Source organism: Erwinia pyrifoliae DSM 12163 (genome assembly GCF_000026985.1).
In the GTDB taxonomy this organism is placed as follows: Bacteria; Pseudomonadota; Gammaproteobacteria; order Enterobacterales; family Enterobacteriaceae; genus Erwinia; species Erwinia pyrifoliae.
On record NC_017390.1, the window covers coordinates 3,268,393 to 3,293,439 of the forward strand.

The window sequence follows — 25,047 nt, forward strand, 5'->3', positions numbered from 1 at the left end:
AAAATATTTGACTCATACACTAACCAAACATTGAAAACATTGACTTAACAATAAAAATAACACCTATAACTAAAAGCAAAGAACCGGTTAAAAACTCAATCCTGTTGCGAATACTTTCATCTTTGGCTAATTTGTATAGTTTTCCAATCAAACTAACAAACGCGACCCACCAAACAACACCAACCAAGATATCAATGATACCTAAAGTAATAACCTGAGAGATAACGTTGCCTTTTTCACTGACAAATTGGGGGAGTATACTAATAAAGAAAATAGCCACTTTGGGATTTAAAATATTCGCAGTCAGCCCACTAATAAAAGCCCCTTTGTTAGCTTTTTGCAGAGAATCTCCGTCAACGTTACTATCACCATTAAAATATAATTCTTTTAAAGATCAAAAGCCAATCCATGCAACATATATCCCGCCAAGAATCTGGATAATATAAAATGCATTCTTCGATGCAAGAAAAATAGCTGAAGCACCAATGACAGCCAGAATCATGTGAAAAAAGAGACCACACTGAACTCCCAATGCTGAAAGCATACCCTCTCTTTTACTTCTGAATGTATTCTTAGATATTATCAACCAATGAGGGCCAGGTGTCACGTAAGACAATAAAGCCACGAAAATATAAAAAAGATAATCAGACATACTCAACCCTCTTTTTAAAATTCCCTGCAGATCATTCTTGGATTATCTTCCGTTGAAACAGATTCTAATTTCACCCTATCTTCTAAAACACATGCCCGGAGCAGCCAACGATCAAAGCCATCATATCGAGGTGTAAACCCGGTTCTTCCAGGTATTGCTCTGTTATTATCAATAATCAGTAAATCACCCGATTCGAGAGATACATAACACTTAGATTGGAAGATAACACCTTTTTTCTCCTGCTTTGTGAGCATCCCGCACAATAGTGCCGTTCACTTTTAGAGATTTTCCGACATACTGTTTATGTCCCCTGAGGAGATCGCCCATTTCAATCCAGAGACATCAGGCGAATAGCGATTACAGCCAAACATGTTTTCTTACTACAAAGCAATGATGGTTTTTTTGATACCACAGGCGTGAACATTATGTTATCGGGGGTAAAGATAACCATTCAACAACTTAAAATAATTCACTCACCATATTACATAATAACCGGTTTGGGAGTGCTCATTTTGTCAAATTAAAAGGCATTGATGACTCATGGGCGAAAATCGATGATCCTGGGTGGGGCGGGATAAATTACACCCACGCACAACTTGAAAAATACTGGTTACATGAAGATGGCTTAGGGCGCGAATTAATATTCTTAAAAGATGAAAAAACACTTATAAACAGCAATAAAATTCATTCTAAAAGAATTAGAATTCAATAATTAACGGACGGCAGAGAATATCTGCCCGCATTGTTTTTTATCAGCCTGATTAAAATTGGTTCGGGCGGGTTTCCCCGCCCTTATAACTTATTTGATCTTGTTGGCAGCCTGGACGTGCAGCATATCTAACGCCAGGCTGGCAGCCGCCAGCGCAGTTATATCAGACTGGTCATAACCCGGAGCCACTTCAACCAGATCCATCCCCACGATGTTCATGCCCTGCAGGCCACGGATCAGCTTGCTGGCTTTGTCGCTGGTCAGCCCGCCGATCACCGGCGTGCCGGTGCCCGGTGCATGGGCCGGATCAAGGCAGTCAATATCAAAGGTCAGATAGATGGGCAGATCGCCGACGATCTTTTTCACCTGCGCCAGGATATCGTCCACGCTACGATCGTTAACCTGCGCCGCATCCAGCACGTTAAAGCCCAGCGAAGGATCAAATTCGGTACGGATACCAATCTGCACGGAGTGTTCAGGAGAGATCAACCCTTCTTTTGGTGCCGTATAGAACATGGTGCCGTGATCGAAGGTAGGGCCATTGGAATAGGTGTCCGTGTGCGCATCAAAATGCACCAGCGCCATCTTACCGAAAGTTTTCGCATGCGCACGCAGCAGCGGCAGGCTGATATAGTGATCGCCGCCAAAGGTGAGCATGCGCTTACCCTTCGCCAGCAGCTTTTCAGCATGTGCCTGTAGTTTGTCACTGAAATCCTGCGCGTCACCAAAGGCATACACCAGATCGCCACAGTCAATCACCTTCAGCTGCTGGCGCAGATCGAACTGCCACGGCCAGCGACAGCCTTCCCAGGCCAGATTGGTGGAGATCTGTCGGATTGCCCCGGGGCCGAGACGGCTGCCGGGGCGGCCAGAAGTGGCAGCATCAAAAGGCACGCCGGTGATCACCCATTCGGCATCGCTGTCGTAGGGCTGGAAGTTAAGCGGGAAACGCATAAAACCAAAAGCATTGGAGACCAGAGAGTTATCGTACTCGTGGTTTAAGGTGTTGTTCATATCAAATCCTCGTTAAACGGCGGCATCTGAACGCAGCCCTGCCCGTTTACCCGGTAAAGAAAAATCCCTTCTGCGCCGTACCTGACGCAGAAGGGATCGGAAATTAATGCATCGTAACAGCGTTACTTTTTAGCAAAAATACCGTCAACGAATTTACCCAAATCGTTACCATCGGCATTGTTCAGGCTTTGCTCCGCATCCGGCTTCAGCTGGCCTTCCGGCGAAGCGTGATCGATGAACTGCGGTAAAAACTGTTGCAGCTTGCTCACCGCATCTTCCGGGGTGGTGCCCAGTTTGTCCGCCAGCGATTGCAGCTCGCTGTGACCAAAGGCAGACTGTAACTGGCTGGTGGCAACCGGCTGATTCTCGCCGCTGCCGAGCCAGCTTTCTGCCAGACCGCCCAGTCCGCCCTGCTGCAGCCTGGCCAGCACCGCCTGAAAACCACCCTGCGATTGTACCCACTGCAGGATCGCCATCATCGCCAGGCTGCCTAACTTACCGCCCATGCCCGACTCGCTGCCGGAGTTCTGCTCTTTGTCACCGCCGCCGAGCGCATTATTAATTAAGCTGTCTAATAAACCCATGTATCGCTCCTTAATCTTCCATTTCAGGGATTACCATTCGTAAAACATAGCCATCAGGCTTTAACGTTACTCATCTTCCAGATAAGTATAGCCGTACAGTCCCGCTTCAAACTCTTCAAGGAACTGCGCACGCAGCTCTTCGTCCAGATCGCTCTGCTTGATCTGGTTGCGGAAGTGCGTCAGCAGCTCCGCCGGATTGAGCTGCACATACTCCAACATATCCGCTACGGTATCCCCTTCATCCGACAGCTGAACCTCAACGCTACCGTCAGCAAAGGCAAATACATCCACCGCTTCGGTATCACCAAACAGGTTGTGCATGTTGCCAAGGATCTCCTGGTAAGCGCCGACCATAAAGAAGCCAAGCATCGGGGGATTATCCACATCGTACTGCGGCATCGGCATGGTGGTGGCAATGCCGTCGCCGTCGATGTAATGATCGATGGTGCCGTCGGAGTCGCAGGTGATATCCAGCAGTACCGCCCGGCGCTCCGGAACTTTGTTCAATCCTTCCAGCGGCAGCACCGGGAATAGCTGATCGATACCCCAGGCATCCGGCATCGACTGGAACAGCGAGAAGTTGACGTAGATTTTATCCGCCATACGCTCCTGCAGCTCGTCGATAATCGGGCGATGCGCACGGTTGCTCGGGTCCAGATGCAGCTGAATATAGTGGCAGATGCTCAAATAAAGCTGTTCGGCCCAGGCGCGCTGGGTCAGGTCATAGGTTCCCTGCGAGTAGCCGGTATGGATATCGAACAGGTCCATCTGGCTGTCGTGCAGCCATTCACGCAGCGAACGGCGGTTATTCGGCTCGTGCATCTCCTGCCAGGTATCCCACATGCTGACAATCGGACGCGGCGCGTCTTCAACCGGCGGTTGGGGCTCACTGAATTCGTTACGCTCCACGCCAATAATGTTGGAGACCAGCACCGTATGGTGCGCGGTCACGGCGCGCCCGGATTCGGTGATGACCGTCGGATGCGGCAGATCGTGCTCATCACAGGCCGCACCAATCGCCCAGATCACATTGTTAGCGTATTCGTTCAGGCCATAGTTTACCGAGCAGTCGCTTTGTGAACGTGTGCCTTCGTAGTCCACGCCCAGACCGCCGCCAACGTCAAAACACTGGATATTAACGCCCAGCTTTGCCAGTTCGACGTAGAAACGCGCCGACTCACGCACGCCAGTGGCGATATCACGAATATTCGCCATCTGTGAACCGAGGTGGAAATGCAGCAGCTGCAGGCTTTCCACCCGGCCCGCTTCACGCATAATTTCTACCAGCTTCAATACCTGGGTTGCAGACAGGCCAAACTTCGATTTTTCACCGCCGCTGGACTGCCATTTACCAGAACCCTGGGAGGCAAGGCGCGCGCGGATGCCGAGACGAGGTATTACGTTGAGGCGCTCGGCTTCTTCAAGTACCAGCTTCACTTCCGTCATCTTTTCCAGCACCAGATAGACCTTGTGGCCCATCTTCTCGCCAATCAGGGCAAGGCGGATATATTCACGGTCCTTATAGCCGTTACAGACAATCACCGAACGCGTCATACCAGCATGCGCCAGCACGGCCATCAGCTCGGCTTTGGAACCGGCTTCCAGTCCCAGCGGTTCGCCAGAGTTGATTAGCGACTCAATCACACGCTTATGCTGGTTGACCTTGATCGGATAAACCAGGAAGTAGTCGCCGTTGTAGCCGTAGGATTCGCACGCACGTTTAAAGGCGGCATTAATTGAACGCAGGCGGTGCTGCAAAATTTGAGGAAAGCAGAACAGGGCCGGCAGACGCTGGCCTTCAGCCTCGCGTTCTTTCACCAGTTTAGCCAAATCGACGCGGGCTTCCGGCACGTCAGGATCAGGGCAGACGCTGATATGACCCAGCTCGTTCACGTCATAGTAGTTATTACCCCACCAGGCAATATTGTAGGTGCGCAGCATTCTGCTGGCATCCTGGTCGCTGATGGCGACCTCCTGCATGGAACGCAGTACACCCTGTTCGCCTGCTGACGAACCCATTATTTTCTTCATGTCGTCAGACATCGCAAACCTCAAGTTGTAATGAAGCAAAACATATGTCAGCTGCAGGAGCACCCTGCGGCAAGAATTTATCGATTAGCGGCCTGTTCGGCCACGCACGCGAAAACGGTGCTGAAATCGTTTTTTGCAGTGTTACATTGTAAGACAAGTCGCAGACTCCGTGTAGCGGGCCAGAGAACTTATGAAGAAAACTCTCAGGATAATCTGAGAGAACCGCACCCAATTTATACGTTATCTCATGCAAATTATAGCAAGGCAGCAGATGTGGGGACCCGGATTTACCGATCGCAATGCAGCAGAGTAAACAGGCTGTATTCATCTCATCTGCAGTCGAACTATGGCAAGGACAAGGTTAACCAGCGATGCTGTCAGCATCATGACCAATACGCGGATAACTTCGCTGCGATTGACTGGCATGGATGATGAAATCAGGGAAAATGAACACGCCAGGATGGCGTAATTGGGCGGATAAAGCGAACTGGTGGTTCATTACCGTTATCACCTCCACACCTGCCTTCTCGGCACGCGGATAAAGCTGAACATGAGGCTAAAAGCCAGCACATGACCATCGCCACTGATGGGGTCTTTAGCGGCGTTTTATACAGCTCTGAAGGTTAAAATGCAAAATCTAAATGAGCTAAACAGGTGCTGTGACAGGATATTTTATTGCTCATTGCCTTGAGTGACATTCTATCAGGCAAAAAATGCTGGCAATCCGCTTAACGAGTAACCTAAAATAGACGTCCAGATGTTAATCCATCTATACTGGTTAACTTCTAAGCGTCTTACTACTGCTCATGGCTTTGCCTGTGGGGGCGCTAAGTCTGAGTTTGCGGACTCGTGGCCAGTCTTCGCGCTATGCAGTTGATTTTTAACCCGTTAGATTCAAGGTAAAGAATAAAATGGCTAAACACCTTTTTACATCCGAGTCCGTATCAGAAGGACATCCCGATAAAATCGCCGATCAGATTTCTGATGCCGTGCTGGATGCTATCCTCGAGCAGGATCCTAAAGCCCGCGTAGCCTGCGAAACCTATGTGAAAACCGGTATGGTGCTGGTTGGCGGTGAAATTACCACCAGCGCATGGGTGGATATCGAAGAGATCACTCGCCAGACCGTGCGTGATATCGGCTATGTCCATTCCGATATGGGCTTTGATGCCAATTCCTGCGCGGTACTGAGCGCTATTGGTAAGCAGTCACCGGACATCAACCAGGGAGTTGACCGCACCGATCCGCTGGAACAGGGAGCGGGCGACCAGGGCATTATGTTTGGCTATGCCAGCAACGAAACGGATGTACTGATGCCTGCGCCAGTGACCTATGCGCACCGTTTGGTACAGCGCCAGTCAGAAGTACGTAAAAGCGGCACGTTGCCGTGGCTGCGCCCGGATGCAAAAAGTCAGATTACCTTCCAGTACGACGATGGCAAGATCGTGGGCATTGATGCGGTAGTACTGTCTACCCAGCATGCTGAGGAGATCTCGCAAAAAGAGCTGCAGGAAGCGGTGATGGAAGAGATTATCAAGCCGGTGCTGCCGACTGAATGGATCAACGCCAACACCAAGTACCATATCAACCCCACCGGACGTTTCGTTATTGGTGGCCCAATGGGCGACTGCGGCCTGACCGGCCGTAAGATCATCGTTGATACTTATGGCGGTATGGCCCGTCACGGCGGCGGCGCTTTCTCGGGTAAAGACCCGTCGAAAGTTGACCGCTCTGCGGCCTACGCAGCCCGTTATGTGGCAAAAAATATCGTTGCTGCTGGCCTGGCCGATCGCTGTGAGATCCAGGTTTCCTACGCTATCGGCGTGGCAGAGCCGACCTCAATCATGGTGGAAACCTTCGGTACTGAGAAAATCTCTACCGAAACGCTGACCCTGTTGGTGCGCGAATTCTTCGACCTGCGCCCTTACGGTCTGATCCAGATGCTGGATCTGCTGCACCCGATTTATCGCGAAACCGCCGCCTATGGTCACTTTGGTCGTGAACACTTCCCGTGGGAAAAAACCGACAAAGCTGCGCAGCTGCGTGAAGCCGCCGGTCTGAAATAACCCCACTCTAAGCGCTTCAGGGGCATCCGAACGCGGGTGCCCTTTTTTTATGCCTTGATTGTTAACGATTACATGTGTGAGAAGGCTAATTTTCAGGCAATTAGATCGCTAATGATGTTTAAAACCTGACACCGTATGAGTTATTTTCAGCACTGTCTGATATTTTTCGGGCGAAGAGTTAATACACACTCTAATCTGCTATAGATTACTGGTTAAACCTCCTGAAATAGGGATAAAGACGCTATTTTCTGTAAGAAAATATCTGTAACCGGTTACACTGATGTAATCTGTCGCACAGTCTTGCATGGCTGAGTTTTCTACTATCTGATATCTGACACCTCAATAATTCGAGTTGCAGAAGGCGGCCAACGCGTCTGTGGTTTGAATAATGACGTTTTATAACAACAATATGCAGTACTACTAAACGGAGGCGTTATGCCTGATAAGAAAAAAAGAAGCAGAACTTCAAACAAGGCTATGACCCTGTTCGTCTGTTTCCTTGCGGCACTGGCTGGCCTGCTGTTCGGGCTGGATATCGGGGTGATTGCCGGAGCACTTCCCTTTATCGCCAAGGATTTTAGCGTCACTCCTCATCAACAGGAGTGGATCGTCAGCTCCATGATGTTTGGTGCCGCCATGGGTGCCGTCGGCAGCGGCTGGCTGTCTTCTTCTCTCGGGCGTAAAAAGAGCCTGATGATCGGTGCCGTGCTGTTTGTTATCGGCTCCCTGTGGTCAGCGCTCTCACCTAACCCGGAAATGCTGATTATCGCCCGCGTATTGCTGGGCCTGGCCGTTGGCGTGGCGTCTTACACGGCTCCGCTGTATCTGTCTGAGATTGCGCCGGAAAAAATTCGCGGTAGCATGATTTCGCTCTATCAGCTGATGATTACCATCGGTATTCTTGGGGCTTACCTTTCCGACACGGCTTTCAGCTATACCGGCGAATGGCGCTGGATGCTGGGCGTTATCACTATTCCCGCCCTGCTATTGCTGGTTGGCGTCTTCTTTCTGCCCAACAGCCCGCGCTGGCTGGCAGCAAAAGGCGATTTCCGCAGCGCACAACGGGTTCTGGATCGCTTGCGCGATACCAGCGAACAGGCTAAACGCGAGCTGGATGAGATCCGCGAAAGCCTGAAGATTAAACAGTCCGGCTGGGCGCTGTTCAAAGACAACAGTCACTTCCGTCGTGCGGTTTATCTTGGCGTATTGTTGCAGGTCATGCAGCAGTTCACCGGCATGAACGTGATCATGTATTACGCACCGAAAATTTTCGAAATTGCCGGCTTTGCCAATACCACCCAGCAGATGTGGGGCACGGTCATTGTCGGTCTGATTAACGTGCTGGCAACCTTTATTGCAATTGGTCTGGTTGACCGTTGGGGGCGTAAACCTACGCTTATCCTCGGCTTTATGGTGATGGCGCTGGGTATGGGCGTTCTGGGCACCATGCTACATGTCGGCATTCATTCAGTCGGCGCGCAGTACTTCGCTATTGCCATGCTGCTGATGTTTATCGTCGGTTTCGCGATGAGTGCCGGGCCGCTGATTTGGGTACTTTGTTCAGAGATCCAGCCGCTGAAAGGGCGTGATTTCGGCATCACCGTCTCTACCGCCACTAACTGGATTGCGAACATGATTGTCGGGGCGACCTTCCTGACCATGCTGAACAACCTCGGCAATGCGAACACCTTCTGGGTTTACGCGGCGCTCAACCTGTTCTTTATTGTTCTGACCCTGTGGCTTATTCCAGAAACCAAAAACGTTTCGCTGGAGCACATCGAGCGTAACCTGTTGAGCGGTAAGAGACTGCGCGAAATCGGTCAGCGTGACTAACCACGTTTGTTGCGTTCTTCCCGTGTTCACAACAGGCCGGCATTATGCCGGCCTGTTGCTTTTTCCGTGCCGTCTGCTGCGCCAACCGCCGACTTAACGAACGCGCTATTACCCTGGCATCTGCTCCCATTCTCCCGATCGCGCAACCCCGGTTTTCACGCCTTGAAAGGCAGTAGCGGACGGCTTGAATTGCCCCGCAGCACGCCGTATTCTTGCGCTTATGAAACCTGAAAGAATCCCCATTTCCCTGCAGCAGGCCGTTATGCAAAGGCTGCGCGATAAACTGCAGCAGGCTAATCTGCGGCTGGAGCGCAACTATCCGCAACCCGCGCTGTACTACACACAGCGTGGCACGGCGGCGGGAACGGCCTGGCTGCAAAGTTGGCAAATCCGCCTGAATCCGGTACTGCTATTAGAAAACCAGCAGGCGTTCATTGATGAAGTGGTGCCGCACGAACTGGCGCACCTGCTGGTTTGGAAACATTTTGGCCGCGTTGCACCACACGGTAAAGAGTGGAAATGGATGATGGAAAGCGTGCTGGGTGTACAAGCACGCCGTACCCACCAGTTTGCGATAACCTCAGTGTGCAGCCGCGCTTTCCCGTACCGCTGCCGCTGCCAGCAGCATCAGTTAAGCGTGCGCCGCCATAACCGGGTGATAAGGGGCGAGAGCCAATATCGCTGCCTGCATTGTGGTGACCCTCTGCAGCCCGGCAGCTTCCAGAAATCTTAAAACCCCCCGCTAATGATTAAAAATAAGACAATATAAGACTTATATTTCAAGCCATTATTCGTTATCAGCGGCACATCTGTTACTCTCCACGACCGTTTCATGGAATACAGATTTACTCGAATATGTCTCGCAAAAATTTGAGCTTAATGGCTCTTTCCCTGCTGCTCCCCCCCCTTTTTGGCCATGCTCTTAGCCAGGGCAACTACCACCAGAATAACTTTAGCCAGGCTAAGGCCTGGGCTGCGCAAATTCATCACGATGCACCCGGCACGTTTTATTGCGGCTGCAAAATTGACTGGCAGGGTAAAAAAGGCGTGCCGGATCTGGCATCCTGCGGTTATCAGGTACGCAAAAATAGCGAACGCGCCAGCCGCATCGAATGGGAGCATATTGTCCCGGCGTGGAGCTTTGGCCACCAGCGCCTGTGCTGGCAGGACGGCGGGCGCAAAAACTGCGCCAAAGACCCTGTTTATCGCCGAATGGAAAGCGACCTGCATAACCTGCAACCGGCCATTGGGGAGGTGAACGGCGATCGCGGTAACTTCATGTACGGTCAGTGGAGCGGCGGCGAGCAGCAGTATGGCCAGTGCGCCATGAAGGTTGATTTCAAAAATAAGCTGGCCGAACCGCCCGCCCGCGCGCGCGGCGCCATCGCCCGAACATGGTTTTATATGCGTGACCAGTATCAGCTAAGCATGTCAAAACAGCAGACGCAGTTGATGACCGCCTGGAGCAAGCTCTATCCGGTCACGCCGTGGGAGTGCGAACGCGATCGGCGCATTGCCCGCGTACAGGGAAATCATAATCCTTATGTACAGCAGGCTTGCCAGCGGTAAAATCGCTGGCCTAAACTGCACAGCATTGTTGTGTTAACTTTGACAGGATTTCCATGCGTATACCCCGCATTTATCAGCCCGAACCGTTACAGACCGGCAACGATATAGCCCTTAGCGAAGAGGCTGCTCATCATGTTGGCCGCGTGCTGCGCATGGGTACAGGCCAGATGCTGGAATTGTTCGATGGCACCGGTCTGGTATTTGCTGCGGAAATCATTCAGGCCGATAAAAAAAATGTTTGTGTCAAAATCAACGCCAGCCGCGAGGACAGCCGCGAGTCACCGCTTCATCTGCACCTGGGCCAGGTGATGTCGCGCGGCGAAAAAATGGAATTTACCATTCAAAAAGCCGTCGAACTGGGAGTAAATGTGATTACCCCCTTGTTTTCTGAGCGCTGTGGCGTGAAGCTGGACGCAGAACGGCTGGCGAAAAAAATTCAGCAGTGGCAAAAGATTGCCATCGCCGCCTGTGAACAGTGTGGGCGCAACGGCATTCCCGAGGTGCGTAACGCGATGGCACTGGACGCCTGGTGCGCTGAACCGGAGCCGGGGCTAAAGCTCAACCTGCATCCGCGTGCCAAACACAGCATTAATACCCTGCCGCTTCCGGTAGAACGTGTGCGTCTGCTGATTGGCCCGGAGGGTGGGCTATCTGCCGATGAGATTACCATGACGGCGCAACATGGTTTTACTGATATTCTGCTGGGTCCACGCGTGCTGCGGACCGAAACAACCGCACTAACGGCAATCACTGCCCTGCAGGTGCGCTTTGGCGATTTGGGCTGAAACCACCCCATTTAGCATCAGTCATAGCGTTGCAGGCACGCCAACGCGAACGGCGTGCCTGATATGCTGCATTTTATTCGCTGATCGGATCATCGGATGAGTGCTAAGGTGATGAATAACTTATCTGAATACTGCGTGCATTTGAAATGTCTTAACAATTTACCCTTGATAGTTCGGGTGGCAGCCAGGCGACAAACCCATGAATTCCGGCCACTTCCTTTGGTAAGTCATTCGGGTGAATCACAAATCTGCCGTGAGCAGATTTAAACGCCGTAGACGGCGTCCCCGTCAGTGGCAAGGGCCAGACCATGCAGCCAACGCACCTGCAGCTTGAATTGTAACGGGTTTAGCTCAAAGCGGAGAAAAGAATGATTAAGCTTGGCATAGTGATGGATCCAATAACCTCCATCAATATCAAAAAAGATTCCAGCTTTGCTATGTTGCTGGAAGCACAAAGCCGTGGTTACGAAATTCACTATATGGAGATGAACGATCTCTATCTGCGCGGTGGTGAAGGGCGGGCGCGTACGCGCCTGCTAAGCGTTGAGCAAAACGATAGCCAATGGTTTGCGTTCGGCGATGAGCAGGATATTGCGCTGTCCGGCCTGAACGTGGTGCTGATGCGTAAAGATCCCCCATTTGATACCGAGTTTATCTACGCCACCTACATTCTTGAGCGTGCTGAAGAAAAAGGCACGCTGATTGTTAACAAGCCGCAGAGCCTGCGCGACTGTAACGAGAAGCTGTTCACCGCATGGTTTGCCGATCTGACCCCGGATACGCTGGTTACCCGCAATGCCAGCCAGATCCGTAAATTCTGGCAACAGCATCATGACATCATACTTAAACCGCTGGACGGCATGGGCGGCGCGTCGATTTTCCGTATCAAGCAGGAAGACCCGAATTTGTCGGTCATTGTTGAAACCCTGACCGGGCATGGCAGCTTCTACTGCATGGCGCAAAACTACCTGCCGGCGATCAAAGACGGCGACAAGCGCGTGCTGGTGGTAGACGGTGAGCCGGTGCCGTATTGCCTGGCACGCATCCCGAAATCCGGTGAAACGCGTGGCAACCTGGCGGCCGGCGGCCGTGGTGAAGCGCGACCTCTGACCGCTAGTGACTGGGAAATTGCCCGTCGCGTCGCCCCGATCCTGAAGCAGAAAGGTTTGATTTTTGTCGGCCTGGATATTATTGGCGATAAGCTGACAGAAATTAACGTGACCAGCCCAACCTGCATCCGTGAGATTGAAGCCGCGTTTCCGATCTCTGTTACCGCTATGCTGATGGATGCGATTGAGAAACGCCTCGCCTGATTGTTACTGCGGGGGCCAATGGCCCCACGGCTAACCCTTTAACGCCCGCCGGTTTAGCGCGGGCGTTAACCAGACTACAGAACTATTAAGTATGAATTTACAGCATCATTTTTTGATTGCCATGCCAACGCTGCAGGACCCGCTGTTCAAGCGTTCGGTAGTTTATATTTGTGAGCACGGTACTGACGGTGCAATGGGGTTGATCGTCAATAAACCCATGGAAAATCTGACGGTCGAAGGCATTCTGAAAAAACTCAACATTTCACCTGACGCGCGCGATCCAGCCATAAAACTGGACAAGCCGGTATTTGCAGGCGGCCCGCTGGCAGAGGATCGCGGTTTCATTCTGCACTCGGCACAGACGTTGTTTACCTCCAGTATTCGCGTGTCGGATAACACGGTGATCACCACCTCGCGTGACGTGCTGGAAACCCTCGGCACGCCCGAACAGCCTGATAACGTGCTGGTTGCGCTGGGCTATTGCGCCTGGGAAAAGGGCCAGCTTGAACAGGAACTGCTGGAGAATGCCTGGTTAACTACGCCTGCTAACAGCAATATCCTGTTTCATACCCCAATAGCTGAACGTTGGCGCGAGGCAGCAAAAAGTATCGGCGTCGATATTCATAACATTGCCAGTGAAGCAGGGCATGCATGATGAGTCATCAAACCTTAATGGCCTTTGATTTCGGCACTAAAAGCATCGGCGTTGCCATCGGCCAACAGTTAACTGGCACAGCCCGCCCAATGAACGCGCTGAAAGCACAGGACGGCATTCCGGACTGGAACAGGATCGAAGCCCTGCTGAAAGAGTGGCAGCCAGACCGGGTTGTCGTCGGCCTTCCCCTCAATATGGACGGTAGCGAACAGCCGCTGACGGTACGGGCGCGTAAATTTGCCAACCGCCTGCACGGGCGCTTCGGCGTACAGGTTGACCTGCACGATGAACGTCTGAGCACCGTAGAAGCACGGGCAGAGCTGTTTGAACGCGGCGGTTTTCGTGCGCTTAGCAAAGGCAACGTCGACTCGCTTTCTGCGGTAATCATATTGGAAAGCTGGTTTGAGAATCACTATGAGTAAGGATGGCAGGACGGTGGCAAACAGCCTGGGTTAGACTGCAAAAAAATATTTTCTCCTGACCGCAACCTTTGCGGTGGCATCAGCGAAACTAAGGTTAAGTTCATCAGGCGCTCATGCCTGGCCCAAACCGGAGAAATCGTCATGCATATGAAAAAAAACCTGGGCGCGCTGGCTGCCGCAGCCATTCTCAGCCTTACTCTGCCCGTCACCTCTGCGCTCGCCGCCCTGCAGGTGGGTGAGAAAGCCCCCGATTTTCAGTTGAAGGCCGCACTGGCTGGGAAGCCGACCACATTCTCGCTACGGCAGTCATTGCAGAAAGGCCCGGTGGTGCTCTACTTCTTCCCGGCAGCATTCAGCGCCGGCTGCACGCTGGAAGCGCACGCTTTCGCCGAGGCGACCGATGAGTTCAAAAAGCAGGGGGCGACCGTCATCGGTGTTACCGCCGGTAATGTTGACCAAATCGCTCAATTTTCCCAGCTGGAGTGCCGTGACAAATTCACGGTGGCCGCCGATCCGGGTGCAAAAGTGGCCGGAGAATATCAGAGTACCATGCGGTTCAATGGGAAAACGCTGTCCGACCGCATTTCGTATGTGATTGCGCCTGGCGGCAAAATTTTGCTGAACTATAGCGATAAAAACCCGGAAGCGCACATCCAGAAAGCGATCGACGCGGTCAAAACATACCGTCAGGCCAATCCGGCTTAACTCCCCTGTCTGAGTAGGTTTATCATGCTGACTGCCATCGCTGCCGCCCTGTTGGGCGGTATTATCCTCAATCTGATGCCGTGCGTATTTCCGGTCATTTCGCTCAAGGCGCTTAGCCTGATCCGTCACCACGACAAGCCAGCCCAGGCCAGAGCAGAAGGCCTGGCTTTTCTGGTTGGTGTGGTGGTGACCATGCTTGCACTGGCTGGCGCGCTGCTGCTGGCCCGTTCCGGCGGTTCGGCAGTGGGCTGGGGGTTTCAGTTGCAGTCACCGCTGGTGATTGCCCTCCTGGCACTGGTCATGCTGGCGTCAGCGCTCAATCTGTTCGGCCTGTTTGAGATTGGCCTTTCGTTGCAGCGCGTAGGCGAAGTGGGCGGTACTCGCGGCGGTCTGACGGGTTCTGCCTTGACCGGGGCTTTGGCCATTATCGTCGCCACGCCCTGCAGCGCACCGTTTATGGCCAGCGCCATCGGCTATGCGCTGACTCAGCCGCCGTTAATCAGCCTGGTTATCTTTCTTGCACTGGCGTTTGGCTTCGCCGCGCCGTTTACGCTTATCTCCTTTTTCCCGCTACTGGCAGGCGTATTACCCGCGCCTGGCGCCTGGATGTTAACGCTGAAACAGGGGCTCGCGTTTCCCATGCTGGCGGCGGTGGCCTAGCTCATATGGGTGCTGGAGCGCCAGGCGGGTTCCCTGGCACTGGCGGCAATTTTGGCCTGCTGCATCGCGCTAAGTTTTGCCGCCTGGCTGTACGGCAAGGCGCAGCAGCGGCGTATGATGGGAAAACGCCACTGGGCAATGCATATTGCCAGCGCAGCGTTCATTTTGCTGACTGTACCGCCGCTGGCACACATTGAGGCGTTTTCACGCCCGGTTAGCCAGACTGAGACCGCTGAAGCCGCAGCCACGGTCGTCTGGTCGCCGCAGAAGGTAGACGCGGTAAAAGGCCAGGGTCAGCCCGTTCTGGTCAATTTTACCGCATCATGGTGCATCACCTGTCAGGTGAACGATCGTTCCTCGCTGTCGACTCCGGCGGTAAAGGCCGCAATGGCGCGCACGGGCACCATTTATATGGTCGCCGACTCAACAAAATATAATCCCGATGTCGAACTGGCGCTCAGTGATTTCGGCCGTGGCGGCCTGCCGCTGTATGTAGTTTATCCGGCCGACGGGGGCAAACCGGTGGTGCTGCCGCAGGTACTGACGCCACGGATTGTTATCTCCGCGCTCGAACACGCTGCTGCTGGCGGAAAGAAAGCGTGAGCCGGCGGGCGGATCACCATCGCCATGTACCCTAACCTTAACGTCGGCACCCGGCGCGTCTCAGGCTTTACAGGGTTGGCAATGGCAGAGGCTGAAAACCAGATACAGGCGTGGCCCACGCTGATGGCCCGCGCACAGGCGGGCGACAGAAAAGCCTACAACCGCCTGCTGAAAGCGATGGTTCCCGCCATTCGGGCCTTCGTGCGTAAAAAAATTCGCAATGAGGCGCTGGTTGAAGACGTGGTTCAGGAGACATTGCTGGCGATCCACCGCGTGCGCCATACCTACGATCCGCAGCGCCCCATTCTGCCATGGGTGGCGGCCATCTCTTCGGCGCGGGCGATTGACGCACTGCGCCAGTCTGGTCGCCGTCAGGAGGTGCAGGACGATGATGCGCTGCTTAACCAGCCTGCTTATCCAGACGGTTGTGAGTTTGCGGAGAGCGAAGAAAGTGAAGCGTTAAGTGGGTGTCTCGATAGCCTTCCGCTGCGTCAGCGCCAGATGGTGGAAATGGTGCATCTGCGCCAACAAAGCCTGGTGCAGGCTGCGGCACAAAGTAATCTGTCCGTTTCTGCAGTTAAATCGTTATTGTATCGCGCAATGCTCAATCTTCGTAAGTACGGCAAGGGTAACCATGAGAAATCATGATCGGCTGATCGACCAGCTCAGCAACAGGGCAAGCCCGGTAAAACGCACCTGGCCAACAGGCTGGCGCGTTGCCGCCTGGATTATCGCAGTGCTTCCCTGCGGCATGCTCAGCAGCTGGGCATTTCACAGCAAATTTACCGACTGGTCGCAGCCGGGAGCTTTGCCCGCGCTGATCGCGCTGCTGATTTCGTTTATCATCGGTGTCGGCACCATTGCCGGTGCGTTTAGTCTTAGCATTGCCGGTCGCAAGCCGCCTGGTCTCAGGTGGGCCGCCCTGCTTGCCGTCCTCTGGCTGGCTGTAAACCTGCTAAACGCTTCGTCAACCAACGATCCGGCAGCGACGGGCAGGTTCGGCGAGGGGGTGCACTGCTATCTGTTTATGCTAAGTGCCAGCCTGCCGATGATGGTGATTTCCATTGTGTGCCTTTATCGTACCCGATCGCTCTGCCCCGTCCGGAGTCTGGCACTGGCTGGCTGCAGCGCAGCATTTATGTCATCTGTGCTGCTGTCTTTATGTCACGGGGTTAACCTGCATCTGTTCGATTTCGCCATGCACCTTGCGGCAGGCATAACCATTATTGCTTTCACCATGCTGACCGGGCGCAGATGGATTCGCCTGGATCAGTAACGCGGCTGGTCAGGCCGACGGCGAGATAGCTACCATCCCCATCTTTTGCCGCCCGGCCAGGCTTTGCTCGAAGGTCTGCATCCCCTGCTGGCAGCCGGTCTGCATCAGGCCGGGCAGCTGATGGGTTTTCCCTTCGCGGATTAAATTAGCCACCGCCGGGCCGTTCACCAGCACTTCAAACAGCGCCACCCTGCCCTGAACGGCTGCCACCAGGCGTTGGGCAATCACCGCCTGTAAGCTTCCCGCCAGCTGGCTGCGTACCAAATTTTTTTCATCGCCCGGAAAAACATCTACCAGCCGATCCACCGCCTGCGCGGCACCACGGGTATGCAGCGTTGCCAGCACCAGATGCCCGGTCTCGGCGGCCGTCAACGCCAGCCGGATGGTTTCCGCATCGCGCAGCTCCCCCAGCAGGATCACATCGGGATCTTCGCGCAACGCCGCACGCAATCCAGCTTCAAAGCGGGTAAAATGCTGGCCTTTCTCACGCTGCTGGATCAGCGACTGCGCGCTGTGATGGAGAAATTCCACCGGGTCTTCCAGCGTCAGAATATGCCGCCGCTGCCGCTGGTTGATCTCGTCGATCAGCGCGGCCAGCGTGGTCGACTTGCCGCTGCCGGTCGCGCCGGTAATCAGAATAAGCCCCTCTTCCACCTGTAACAGAGATTGAGTGACTTGCGGTAGGTGCAATGATGCCAGCGGCGGGCACTGGCTGGCAATCAGACGCAGCGCCAGCGACAGCCCGTACCGCTGGCGAAAAAGATGGGCGCGCAGACGCACGCCGTCGCCCAGCGTAAGGGCAAAATCCACCTGGCCGTTCAGCGTCAATTCCTGATGTTGAGCGGAACTTAGCCAGCGCGCAGCAACGCTTTCCAGCCATTTATCCTGTATGACGGGCCGATCGGCCATCGCCTCCAGGCGCCCATCACAGCGCCAGAATGGCGAATGTCCACTGCAGAGGTGCAGATCCCCCGCATTATGCTTTACACTAAGGGCCACCATGTCCTCGATATCCATATTTTTTCCCTGACTATGACTTCGATTAAGCACAACTTACAGCAAGTACGGCAGCGGATCTCAGCAGCAGCAGCTAAGTGCGGCCGCGCTTCACAAGAGATTACGCTGCTTGCAGTGAGCAAAACCAAAACTGCGAGCGCCATCGAAGAAGCGGTCGCCGCCGGACAATGCTGCTTCGGTGAAAACTACGTGCAGGAAGGGGTAGACAAAATCCAGCTGCTGGCGAACCCTTCCCTTGTCTGGCACTTTATCGGGCCGCTGCAATCTAATAAGAGTCGTCTGGTGGCGGAGCACTTTGACTGGTGTCATACCGTCGACCGCTTGCGCATTGCCAGCCGTCTTAGCCAGCAGCGACCTGATACTCTGGCTCCGCTCAATGTTCTGATTCAGATAAATATCAGTGCAGAGCCGAGCAAATCAGGCATTATGCTGGCAGAGCTGCCAGCGCTGGCGCTGCAGATAGCTGCGCTGCCGCGCCTGAAGCTGCGCGGCTTAATGGCCATCCCGGCACCGCAAGACAACTATGATAGTCAGCTGGCGGTGTGTCAGCAGATGGCGACAGCATTTGAACATTTGCAACAGGATTATCCCGGTGTGGACACCCTCTCGCTGGGAATGAGCGACGACATGGACGCCGCGATTGCGGCAGGCAGTACCATGGTGCGTATTGGCACCGCAATTTTCGGCGCGCGCGACGACGTTAGCGCCGCCGCTACACACAACAACTGAGGAACCTCATGCTAGCGTTGATCTTTCTGGTAACAACGGTGATGGCGATTTACATCAAGGTGCTGTTATTGCGCATCTGGATGCAGTGGGCGCGTTGCGACTTCTATAATCCGTTTTCGCAGTTCGTGGTGAAAATCACCCAGCCCATCGTCAAGCCGTTGCGGCGTATCATCCCTTCCATCGGGCCGCTTGATACTGCCTCTCTGCTGATTGCGTTTATCGTCAGCGTTCTTTCAGTCCCGGTTATGCTGCGTCTGTTTATCCCGGACCCGACTTTCCTCTATCTGGGCCTGGTGCTGCTGGTTAAGGCAGCGGGCGTACTGGTATTCTGGGTTATCATCGTACGCTCGTTGATGAGCTGGATAAGCCAGGGACGTAACCCGGTTGATTACGTGCTGCTACAGCTGACAGAACCGTTAATGGCACCGATCCGCCGTATTATCCCGGCGATGGGCGGCATCGACTTCTCGGCGATGGCGGTGATCCTCGTCCTGTATATGCTTAATTTCCTGGGGCTGGAATATATTCCAGGCTGGGCGCAATTCTAAAATCCCCTTTAACCCTGTCACTGCAGCGCCCCGGTCACTGATTTTTACCAGCCTCCGGGGCTGATTTATTTTCCGCCCTGCTGCTGCAATGATGTAGGCGGTCGATCACATGAAAACATTCTGGATTTACTATGCAAAAAGTTGTACTCGCCACCGGCAACCCCGGTAAGGTGCGTGAGCTGGCCGACCTGCTGGCGGCCTCTGGTCTTGATATCGTGGCGCAGACGGAACTCGGCGTGGAGTCAGCCGAAGAGACCGGTTTGACCTTTATCGAGAATGCCATCCTGAAAGCGCGTCACGCCTCGGCGATGACCGGGCTACCGGCGATTGCCGATGATTCTGGCCTGGCGGTAGATATACTCGGCGGAGCGCCGGGTATTTATTCGGCTCGCTATGCGGGTGAAAATGCCTCTGACCAGCAGAATCTGGACAAACTTCTGGCGGCGCTGGATGCCGTAGCGGACGGCGAACGCCAGGCGCATTTTCATTGCGTGCTGGTGTATCTGCGCCATGCCGCCGACCCCACGCCGCTGGTGTTCCACGGCAGCTGGACGGGTGTGATTGCGCGCACCACGTCTGGCGTTGGCGGTTTCGGCTATGATCCGATCTTCTTTGTCCCGGATCTGGGCAAAACGGCGGCCGAACTGAGCAAAAGTGAGAAGCTGGCCGTATCCCATCGCGGGAAAGCGCTGAACCTGCTGCTGAGCGCGATGAAACATGGTTAATCTGCCCGCTTTAAGCCTGTATATCCATATTCCCTGGTGCGTACAGAAATGCCCGTATTGTGATTTCAATTCACACGCCTTAAAAGGCGAGGTGCCGCACGAAGAGTACGTGCAGCATCTGCTGAACGATCTGGATATTGACCTGCCCCTGACCTCTGGTCGCGATGTCAGTACTGTCTTTATCGGTGGCGGTACGCCCAGCCTGCTAAGCAGTGAGGCGATGCAGATGCTGCTGGACGGCGTGCGCGCAAGGCTGACGCTGGCGCACAACGCCGAAATCACGATGGAAGCCAACCCCGGCGCGGTCGAGGCCGATCGCTTTAGCGGCTATCAACGTGCCGGGATTAACCGTATTTCCATCGGCGTACAGAGCTTTAACCCGGCCAAACTGCAACGTCTCGGGCGCATTCACGGCCCGGATGAAGCCCGCCGCGCGGCGGAGCTTGCCGCCGGCCTCGGCCTGCGCAGCTTTAACCTTGATCTGATGCACGGCCTGCCCGATCAGTCGCTGGCAGAAGCGCTGGACGATTTACGCCAGGCGATTGCCCTGAACCCGCCGCATCTGTCGTGGTATCAGCTGACTATCGAGCCGAACACGCTGTTTGCCTCAAGGCCGCCTCGCTTACCTGATGAAGACGACCTGTGGGATATTTTCGAGCAGGGCCATCAGTTACTGAGCGCCGCTGGTTATCAGCAGTATGAAACTTCCGCCTATGCGAAACCCGGCTATCGCTGCGAGCACAATTTGAACTACTGGCGTTTCGGTGATTACCTCGGCATTGGCTGCGGCGCACACGGTAAGCTGACTCAGCCAGACGGGACGATAATCCGCACCAGCAAAACCCGCCATCCGCGTGGCTTTATGGCCGGTAATTATCTGGATAAACGTGTTGAGGTGGCCGATGCAGAGAAGCCATTCGAGTTCTTTATGAACCGCTTTCGCCTGCTGGAAGCCGCGCCGCGCGCCGAATTTACGCGCTATACCGGCCTGCCAGAGCACAGCATCCGGGCGCAGATCGACACGGCGCTGGTCAAAGGCTATCTGACGGAAACGGCTGAACACTGGCAGGTCACCGAGAAAGGCAAACTGTTCCTGAACTCGCTGCTGGAGCTGTTCCTGGCTGAATAGATGCAGTAGATTCAGAGGAGGACACAGAAAAAGCGCCCTCCTCTGGTTGGCCAGGCCTTTCCTGCCTGGCTTTACAGCAAAGTTTATTGACCCGTGCTTTCAAAGAAGGTGATCACCTCTTCCTCTTTCAACCCCTGCTCATTATGCTGGGTTAGAATCAGCCAGTACCTTTTCGTTGACGGGGTAGCATCACTCTGTTGACTCATATTTACTGAATACATAAGGCGGGTTTTTCCGGGGATTTCACAAACGGGCTTTTGATCAATGGAGTACTCCCCACACTCATTTTGCAACCAGATTTTCATTTTCCTGGTTTTATCTTCTTTAACCACACCCGTTGCTTCGTCTTTTTTCATAAAAGTGGCAAGACTGAATGCCTGCATATGCTCAATTTTTAGCTCTGGATCGCTGCTGGTGAACCATACTGGTTGTTCCGCATTTAGCAGTTCTCCCTGGTAAGAATTTGGGGTTATTGTTGCCTGTCTTGCCACAATATCATGCTGGAGCGGCAGCTGTTCACGGTTATTTTCATCAGTAATGAAAGCGGATAACTCATTCATTATTTTTTCTGCGCTCATTGCATGATTTACATCATTAACATTTAGAGGGCCGGAGTAATTCACGCCAACTAATTTATGGCTAACCTGTGAAAGTACTGGTGCGCCAGATGCCCCTGATACGGCTTCACAGTTGTAATCAAGAACCCCGGATGCATTTATTAATGTACAGGGCGCACCATCTTTCTTGTCTGATACACGGGCAGGCATTTTAATACCATTTCCATACTGAGTAATATATAAATCTTCACCAATGTCTGGATTATTTTTGCTGACCTCCAGGCCACCAAATAACCTTTTCACATTCGCATACTTAAAATCAAAAGGATCAATACTCAACAAGGCATAATCGTCCAGACCACCATCACCGGACGCCAGCACCTGATCAATTTCAACGACAACATTCCTGCTGATTTCGTTACTCTGCTCATTACAATCACGGTGATGATAGTTAAGCCATATTTTCCCTGTGACTTTCTTGCCAACAGGATCAGTTACACTTGCATTATTGGTTAAAAATAAATTATCTGTGCCTAAAAGCGTTCCCGAACCCTTACTGTATTTATGTACCACTAAAGCAGAACTTAAACCATGATTATATATTTTCAGGTTTTTCTCTTTATAGCAGACCAAGCGCTGAGTCTCATTATTATCTTTTGAGAGGTGGTTAGCTTTTTTTATATCGCCTGCGCAGACAAAACTGCTGCAGAGACCGGAAAATAGCAGGACATTTAGCACTGACTTATTAAAAATCATAATTTTAACATCCTTTTCTAAAAAATGAAATTAATTGAATTTACTGCCTGAATACAGCACTTATACTGTACTGACTAAAAGCACTTTTAACCTACCATTTCCCCTTCACATAAAAAATCGGAACTCGCCTGATTTAATGAATAATAAGGCGATGACTCCAATTAGGGGTAAATATACTTTTCGATGAAGGCCACAGTGACCTTTTCATGCAACTCAATTATGACGTGAAAATCAGATTGTTTTACGAGTCAGGCTTTTTATGCCCGTTCGTAACCTCATGCAGGGGCCAAAGGTGCAGGCCAGAATGCCGCCTGTTTTGGTGTTGTATGCATACCAGTCCCAGTGCTGCCGCGTTTTGCTGCTGACAAAGCTCCCCTGCTCATCCGGTTCGCAGATAAACCAAAGCAGAATCACAACGGGGCAAAGAACGTTAACGCAAGCTATGTGTAAACCTCAAAATCCTGATGCACAAATCCAACCAACCAGAATCATTACTCATTTTTTATCAATAAATTGCCGTTTTGGCATATGACTAACGTTTTTCTTATAAATTCTTTCTGCACTTGCCACATAAGCTGAAAAGGCAGCCAGCAGTAAAAAATTTCTGGCTGCCAGGCCGCCTGCTTATCACTTCAATCCGGCAATCAACGCCTTGCGCTGGTCTTCCAGGCTAATCACGCGGTTACAGACTTCATGACCGAAATTCTGGAAATCCTGCTGCTGATTGTTCCATTCAGCCTGAATAGACTGCTGTAAGCCCCCCAGGTTGCCCATAATCGCCTGCAGCGGATTATCACCATTGCCGACCGATTTAGTGCCCATCTCATTCAGGCTGTCCTGCACCACGCCACCCAGGGCGCTTTGCACCAGCTGCTCACCGTCCTGGCGTACTTCTGCCACCGCCTGATGGTGGAAGGTCAGACCGTCGCTGCGATGCTCAATAATGCGGTTCATCTGCTGCTTTAGCTGGCTATCCAGCGTGGTCAGGCGCTTACGCACGTTGCTGTTCTGACCCAGCTTATCAACAATCACCCGGTCCAGCGCCACGCGACCTTTCTCCAGCCGCTGTTTCGCGCCGTTGTCAATCCACGTTAAATCACGACGCAGCGCGTTCTGATAGTCGATTGCTTTCTGGCGGGTCGCCGGGTCGGTGCTCACCAGACTGCCGTTACGCTGCACGTCACCTGAAGGTGAAATCGACAGATTGCCGCTGGCACCCACCACCTTCACCTGCTGCGGGCTGATAACAATGTCGTCCTGAGGGTTAACGCGACACTGGTAATCTGCCTGAGCCTGGCCTGCGGCCAGCAGCAGCAATGCTCCACTGAAAAGCATTTTGCGCATGGTTTTACTCCTTGATAGAAAAAAGGGGCGACCGATAAAACGGTCACCCCAGGTTAAACAATGGTGCATGCCCCGCAGACGGACGCTGCTTCAGCTTCCGCCGGGGTTTTCATCTGCATCCTGATATACTCAGTCCCACCAGACGTCAAAAAGTTCGGTCACTTTCACGTCACCCAGCTGGCGTGCTTCCAGCCAGTTTTTTACCAGCTCACGGTGTTCGTCAGTACATTTGCCGATTTTCTGCAGGCAGACCAGGCCTTCCCACTGCAGATAGCCGCTACCGTCAAACGCTAGTCCGTTAGGGGCAATCACTTCATTAATAAGCGCATCAACGGTGCTGTCGATGGTCTGTTCGTCGCTTCCTTCGGGGAAAGTGAAACCGACAGCGAAACCTAACTCCTGAAACTCATCAATGTGCATTTTCTTGCGAAGACGACGACTGCGTTGTGTAGCCATTATTTAACCCTCTCAAACATCAGATCCCATACACCGTGGCCAAGACGCTGACCACGCTGCTCAAATTTTGTTAGCGGTCGGGATTCCGGGCGCGGAACCCAGTCGCCGCTTGGTGACTGATTTTTATAGCCGTCGATGCTGTTCATCACCTCCAGCATATGTTGCGCATAGGCTTCCCAGTCGGTTGCCATATGGAACACGCCGCCCAGTTTCAGCTTACGCATCACCAGCTCGGCGAACGGAACCTGCACGATGCGGCGTTTGTTATGACGCGCCTTATGCCACGGATCCGGGAAAAACAGCTGCACCATACGCAGCGAGTTATCCGGGATCATCGTATTCAGCACTTCTACCGCATCATGGCACATCACGCGCAGGTTATTCACCCCGGCCTCTTGCGCCGTTGCCAGGCAGGCCCCCACGCCCGGTGAATGTACTTCAATACCGAGGAAGTTCTGCTGTGGATTGTTGGCAGCCATGGTGACCAGCGAAGCGCCCATGCCAAAGCCAATTTCTAACACCAGCGGGGCTTCCCGGCCAAACAGAGCGGTTAAATCGACCGGTTCCGGCTGATACTCGACGCCCATCACCGGCCAGAGCTGATCCAGCGCCTGCTGCTGACCTTTGGTCAAGCGGCCCTGGCGACGTACAAAGCTGCGGATGCGGCGTATAGCGCGACCGTTTTCGTCAAATTCCGGTGAGATAACATCGTTTTTCATGATTCTGCCTGCAACTGTGCACTGTAGAAAGCGGGCATTATGCCCTCAGGGAGTGAAAACATAAAGGCTACCCTGTCTGGCGTAGAATACGTTTAGCTGGCTGTCAGTATAGCCGCAGTTGAAGCTGGAGTTCCTTCACGTCAGCACCATTCATAAAATGCAGTGAATATCCGGTTTACACTGATTATTG

Annotated in this window: 24 protein-coding genes and 3 pseudogenes; 16 read left to right on the forward strand and 11 right to left on the reverse strand. The window is 53.1% G+C overall.

The features are described 5' to 3' along the window. Window positions 1-19: 19 nt before the first annotated feature. The 5 genes and pseudogenes from EPYR_RS21170 to EPYR_RS20610 form a co-directional block, all read right to left on the reverse strand. Window positions 20-652: pseudogene (locus EPYR_RS21170) on the reverse strand (LysE family translocator). Between the two features lie 799 nt (window positions 653-1,451). Further along, a complete protein-coding gene (speB, locus tag EPYR_RS14895) occupies window positions 1,452-2,375 on the reverse strand; it encodes an agmatinase (protein WP_012669208.1) in 924 nt (307 codons plus the stop codon). A 122-nt stretch (window positions 2,376-2,497) separates the two neighbouring features. Beyond that, a complete protein-coding gene (locus EPYR_RS14900; RefSeq protein ID WP_012669209.1) occupies window positions 2,498-2,959 on the reverse strand; it encodes a YidB family protein in 462 nt (153 codons plus the stop codon). Window positions 2,960-3,025: 66 nt separating this feature from the next. Beyond that, a complete protein-coding gene (gene speA / locus EPYR_RS14905) occupies window positions 3,026-5,002 on the reverse strand; it encodes a biosynthetic arginine decarboxylase (protein WP_012669210.1) in 1,977 nt (658 codons plus the stop codon). A gap of 349 nt (window positions 5,003-5,351) precedes the next feature. Next, window positions 5,352-5,489, reverse strand: coding sequence for a hypothetical protein (locus tag EPYR_RS20610; RefSeq protein WP_157861018.1), 138 nt, complete (start codon window positions 5,487-5,489; stop codon window positions 5,352-5,354). Between the two features lie 412 nt (window positions 5,490-5,901). Between EPYR_RS20610 and metK the strand changes: the two genes are divergently transcribed. From metK to EPYR_RS14965, 12 genes and pseudogenes are all read left to right on the forward strand, one after another. Beyond that, window positions 5,902-7,056 (forward strand): methionine adenosyltransferase, encoded by a 1,155-nt coding sequence (metK, locus tag EPYR_RS14910; RefSeq protein WP_012669212.1) that lies wholly within the window; start codon window positions 5,902-5,904, stop codon window positions 7,054-7,056. Between the two features lie 435 nt (window positions 7,057-7,491). Further along, complete coding sequence (locus EPYR_RS14915) at window positions 7,492-8,889, forward strand: sugar porter family MFS transporter (protein WP_012669213.1); 1,398 nt, start codon at window positions 7,492-7,494, stop codon at window positions 8,887-8,889. Between the two features lie 220 nt (window positions 8,890-9,109). Further along, window positions 9,110-9,622 carry a SprT family zinc-dependent metalloprotease gene (locus tag EPYR_RS14920; RefSeq protein WP_012669214.1) on the forward strand — a complete coding sequence of 171 codons (513 nt, stop codon included), beginning with the start codon at window positions 9,110-9,112 and terminating at the stop codon, window positions 9,620-9,622. Between the two features lie 122 nt (window positions 9,623-9,744). Further along, complete coding sequence (endA, locus tag EPYR_RS14925; RefSeq protein ID WP_014539432.1) at window positions 9,745-10,458, forward strand: deoxyribonuclease I; 714 nt, start codon at window positions 9,745-9,747, stop codon at window positions 10,456-10,458. A gap of 53 nt (window positions 10,459-10,511) precedes the next feature. Then, window positions 10,512-11,243, forward strand: a complete 732-nt coding sequence (rsmE, locus tag EPYR_RS14930; protein WP_012669216.1) for a 16S rRNA (uracil(1498)-N(3))-methyltransferase — start codon at window positions 10,512-10,514, stop codon at window positions 11,241-11,243. A 368-nt stretch (window positions 11,244-11,611) separates the two neighbouring features. Next, entirely contained in the window at window positions 11,612-12,556 is a 945-nt protein-coding gene (gene gshB, locus EPYR_RS14935; RefSeq protein ID WP_012669217.1) for a glutathione synthase, read from the forward strand. A 91-nt stretch (window positions 12,557-12,647) separates the two neighbouring features. Next, a complete protein-coding gene (locus tag EPYR_RS14940) occupies window positions 12,648-13,211 on the forward strand; it encodes a YqgE/AlgH family protein (protein WP_012669218.1) in 564 nt (187 codons plus the stop codon). After that, window positions 13,208-13,633 carry a Holliday junction resolvase RuvX gene (ruvX, locus tag EPYR_RS14945; RefSeq protein ID WP_014539434.1) on the forward strand — a complete coding sequence of 142 codons (426 nt, stop codon included), beginning with the start codon at window positions 13,208-13,210 and terminating at the stop codon, window positions 13,631-13,633. Before EPYR_RS14940 ends, ruvX begins: the two co-directional genes overlap by 4 nt. A gap of 141 nt (window positions 13,634-13,774) precedes the next feature. Next, window positions 13,775-14,338, forward strand: coding sequence for a peroxiredoxin (locus EPYR_RS14950; protein ID WP_012669220.1), 564 nt, complete (start codon window positions 13,775-13,777; stop codon window positions 14,336-14,338). Between the two features lie 24 nt (window positions 14,339-14,362). Further along, window positions 14,363-15,601: pseudogene (locus EPYR_RS14955) on the forward strand (protein-disulfide reductase DsbD family protein). A gap of 81 nt (window positions 15,602-15,682) precedes the next feature. Then, window positions 15,683-16,249 carry a sigma-70 family RNA polymerase sigma factor gene (locus tag EPYR_RS14960; protein ID WP_012669223.1) on the forward strand — a complete coding sequence of 189 codons (567 nt, stop codon included), beginning with the start codon at window positions 15,683-15,685 and terminating at the stop codon, window positions 16,247-16,249. Continuing rightward, the gene (locus tag EPYR_RS14965) at window positions 16,236-16,877 is read left to right on the forward strand and encodes an NrsF family protein (RefSeq protein WP_012669224.1); all 642 of its coding nucleotides are present in this window, start codon (window positions 16,236-16,238) and stop codon (window positions 16,875-16,877) included. Before EPYR_RS14960 ends, EPYR_RS14965 begins: the two co-directional genes overlap by 14 nt. A gap of 9 nt (window positions 16,878-16,886) precedes the next feature. On the opposite strand, the gene EPYR_RS14970 is transcribed toward EPYR_RS14965, so the two are convergent. Further along, entirely contained in the window at window positions 16,887-17,894 is a 1,008-nt protein-coding gene (locus EPYR_RS14970; RefSeq protein WP_012669225.1) for a type IV pilus twitching motility protein PilT, read from the reverse strand. Between the two features lie 15 nt (window positions 17,895-17,909). On the opposite strand from EPYR_RS14970, the gene EPYR_RS14975 reads away from it, so the two are divergent. The 4 genes from EPYR_RS14975 (at window position 17,910) to hemW (ending at window position 21,025) form a co-directional block, all read left to right on the forward strand. Next, window positions 17,910-18,623, forward strand: a complete 714-nt coding sequence (locus tag EPYR_RS14975) for a YggS family pyridoxal phosphate-dependent enzyme (RefSeq protein WP_012669226.1) — start codon at window positions 17,910-17,912, stop codon at window positions 18,621-18,623. Window positions 18,624-18,631: 8 nt separating this feature from the next. Further along, complete coding sequence (locus EPYR_RS14980; RefSeq protein WP_012669227.1) at window positions 18,632-19,171, forward strand: YggT family protein; 540 nt, start codon at window positions 18,632-18,634, stop codon at window positions 19,169-19,171. A gap of 131 nt (window positions 19,172-19,302) precedes the next feature. Further along, complete coding sequence (rdgB, locus tag EPYR_RS14985) at window positions 19,303-19,896, forward strand: RdgB/HAM1 family non-canonical purine NTP pyrophosphatase (RefSeq protein WP_012669228.1); 594 nt, start codon at window positions 19,303-19,305, stop codon at window positions 19,894-19,896. Beyond that, window positions 19,889-21,025, forward strand: coding sequence for a radical SAM family heme chaperone HemW (gene hemW / locus EPYR_RS14990; protein WP_012669229.1), 1,137 nt, complete (start codon window positions 19,889-19,891; stop codon window positions 21,023-21,025). The genes rdgB and hemW overlap by 8 nt, the downstream gene beginning before the upstream one ends. 83 nt (window positions 21,026-21,108) lie before the next feature. Here the strand turns inward: hemW and EPYR_RS14995 are convergent, their stop codons facing one another. The 5 genes and pseudogenes from EPYR_RS14995 to trmB all read right to left on the reverse strand — a co-directional run bounded on the left by EPYR_RS14995 (window position 21,109) and on the right by trmB (window position 24,857). Then, entirely contained in the window at window positions 21,109-22,338 is a 1,230-nt protein-coding gene (locus tag EPYR_RS14995) for a trypsin-like serine peptidase (protein ID WP_012669230.1), read from the reverse strand. A 161-nt stretch (window positions 22,339-22,499) separates the two neighbouring features. Next, a pseudogene (locus EPYR_RS19570) lies at window positions 22,500-22,737 on the reverse strand (IS1 family transposase); the annotation flags it as partial. Window positions 22,738-22,965: 228 nt separating this feature from the next. Further along, complete coding sequence (locus tag EPYR_RS15000; protein ID WP_012669232.1) at window positions 22,966-23,682, reverse strand: YggN family protein; 717 nt, start codon at window positions 23,680-23,682, stop codon at window positions 22,966-22,968. 129 nt (window positions 23,683-23,811) lie between these two features. Continuing rightward, a complete protein-coding gene (locus tag EPYR_RS15005) occupies window positions 23,812-24,138 on the reverse strand; it encodes a YggL family protein (RefSeq protein ID WP_012669233.1) in 327 nt (108 codons plus the stop codon). Continuing rightward, window positions 24,138-24,857: a tRNA (guanosine(46)-N7)-methyltransferase TrmB gene (gene trmB, locus EPYR_RS15010; RefSeq protein WP_012669234.1), complete on the reverse strand. Its 720-nt coding sequence runs from the start codon at window positions 24,855-24,857 to the stop codon at window positions 24,138-24,140. Before trmB ends, EPYR_RS15005 begins: the two co-directional genes overlap by 1 nt. Window positions 24,858-25,047 lie beyond the last annotated feature (190 nt).

What these genes read in the sequence shown, in the direction of transcription:
- speB (WP_012669208.1), bottom strand. Translation starts at nt 2,375, where the DNA reads ATGAACAACACCTTAAACCACGAGTACGATAACTCTCTGGTCTCCAAT.
- speA (WP_012669210.1), bottom strand. Translation starts at nt 5,002, where the DNA reads ATGTCTGACGACATGAAGAAAATAATGGGTTCGTCAGCAGGCGAACAG.
- EPYR_RS14980 (WP_012669227.1), top strand. Translation starts at nt 18,632, where the DNA reads ATGCTAGCGTTGATCTTTCTGGTAACAACGGTGATGGCGATTTACATC.
- EPYR_RS14920 (WP_012669214.1), top strand. Translation starts at nt 9,110, where the DNA reads ATGAAACCTGAAAGAATCCCCATTTCCCTGCAGCAGGCCGTTATGCAA.
- hemW (WP_012669229.1), top strand. Translation starts at nt 19,889, where the DNA reads ATGGTTAATCTGCCCGCTTTAAGCCTGTATATCCATATTCCCTGGTGC.
- EPYR_RS14940 (WP_012669218.1), top strand. Translation starts at nt 12,648, where the DNA reads ATGAATTTACAGCATCATTTTTTGATTGCCATGCCAACGCTGCAGGAC.
- EPYR_RS15005 (WP_012669233.1), bottom strand. Translation starts at nt 24,138, where the DNA reads ATGGCTACACAACGCAGTCGTCGTCTTCGCAAGAAAATGCACATTGAT.
- EPYR_RS14965 (WP_012669224.1), top strand. Translation starts at nt 16,236, where the DNA reads ATGAGAAATCATGATCGGCTGATCGACCAGCTCAGCAACAGGGCAAGC.
- gshB (WP_012669217.1), top strand. Translation starts at nt 11,612, where the DNA reads ATGATTAAGCTTGGCATAGTGATGGATCCAATAACCTCCATCAATATC.
- EPYR_RS14900 (WP_012669209.1), bottom strand. Translation starts at nt 2,959, where the DNA reads ATGGGTTTATTAGACAGCTTAATTAATAATGCGCTCGGCGGCGGTGAC.
- EPYR_RS15000 (WP_012669232.1), bottom strand. Translation starts at nt 23,682, where the DNA reads ATGCGCAAAATGCTTTTCAGTGGAGCATTGCTGCTGCTGGCCGCAGGC.
- rdgB (WP_012669228.1), top strand. Translation starts at nt 19,303, where the DNA reads ATGCAAAAAGTTGTACTCGCCACCGGCAACCCCGGTAAGGTGCGTGAG.
- EPYR_RS14950 (WP_012669220.1), top strand. Translation starts at nt 13,775, where the DNA reads ATGCATATGAAAAAAAACCTGGGCGCGCTGGCTGCCGCAGCCATTCTC.
- metK (WP_012669212.1), top strand. Translation starts at nt 5,902, where the DNA reads ATGGCTAAACACCTTTTTACATCCGAGTCCGTATCAGAAGGACATCCC.
- EPYR_RS14970 (WP_012669225.1), bottom strand. Translation starts at nt 17,894, where the DNA reads ATGGATATCGAGGACATGGTGGCCCTTAGTGTAAAGCATAATGCGGGG.
- EPYR_RS14960 (WP_012669223.1), top strand. Translation starts at nt 15,683, where the DNA reads ATGGCAGAGGCTGAAAACCAGATACAGGCGTGGCCCACGCTGATGGCC.
- trmB (WP_012669234.1), bottom strand. Translation starts at nt 24,857, where the DNA reads ATGAAAAACGATGTTATCTCACCGGAATTTGACGAAAACGGTCGCGCT.
- endA (WP_014539432.1), top strand. Translation starts at nt 9,745, where the DNA reads ATGTCTCGCAAAAATTTGAGCTTAATGGCTCTTTCCCTGCTGCTCCCC.
- EPYR_RS14995 (WP_012669230.1), bottom strand. Translation starts at nt 22,338, where the DNA reads ATGATTTTTAATAAGTCAGTGCTAAATGTCCTGCTATTTTCCGGTCTC.
- EPYR_RS20610 (WP_157861018.1), bottom strand. Translation starts at nt 5,489, where the DNA reads ATGAACCACCAGTTCGCTTTATCCGCCCAATTACGCCATCCTGGCGTG.
- rsmE (WP_012669216.1), top strand. Translation starts at nt 10,512, where the DNA reads ATGCGTATACCCCGCATTTATCAGCCCGAACCGTTACAGACCGGCAAC.
- EPYR_RS14975 (WP_012669226.1), top strand. Translation starts at nt 17,910, where the DNA reads ATGACTTCGATTAAGCACAACTTACAGCAAGTACGGCAGCGGATCTCA.
- EPYR_RS14915 (WP_012669213.1), top strand. Translation starts at nt 7,492, where the DNA reads ATGCCTGATAAGAAAAAAAGAAGCAGAACTTCAAACAAGGCTATGACC.
- ruvX (WP_014539434.1), top strand. Translation starts at nt 13,208, where the DNA reads ATGATGAGTCATCAAACCTTAATGGCCTTTGATTTCGGCACTAAAAGC.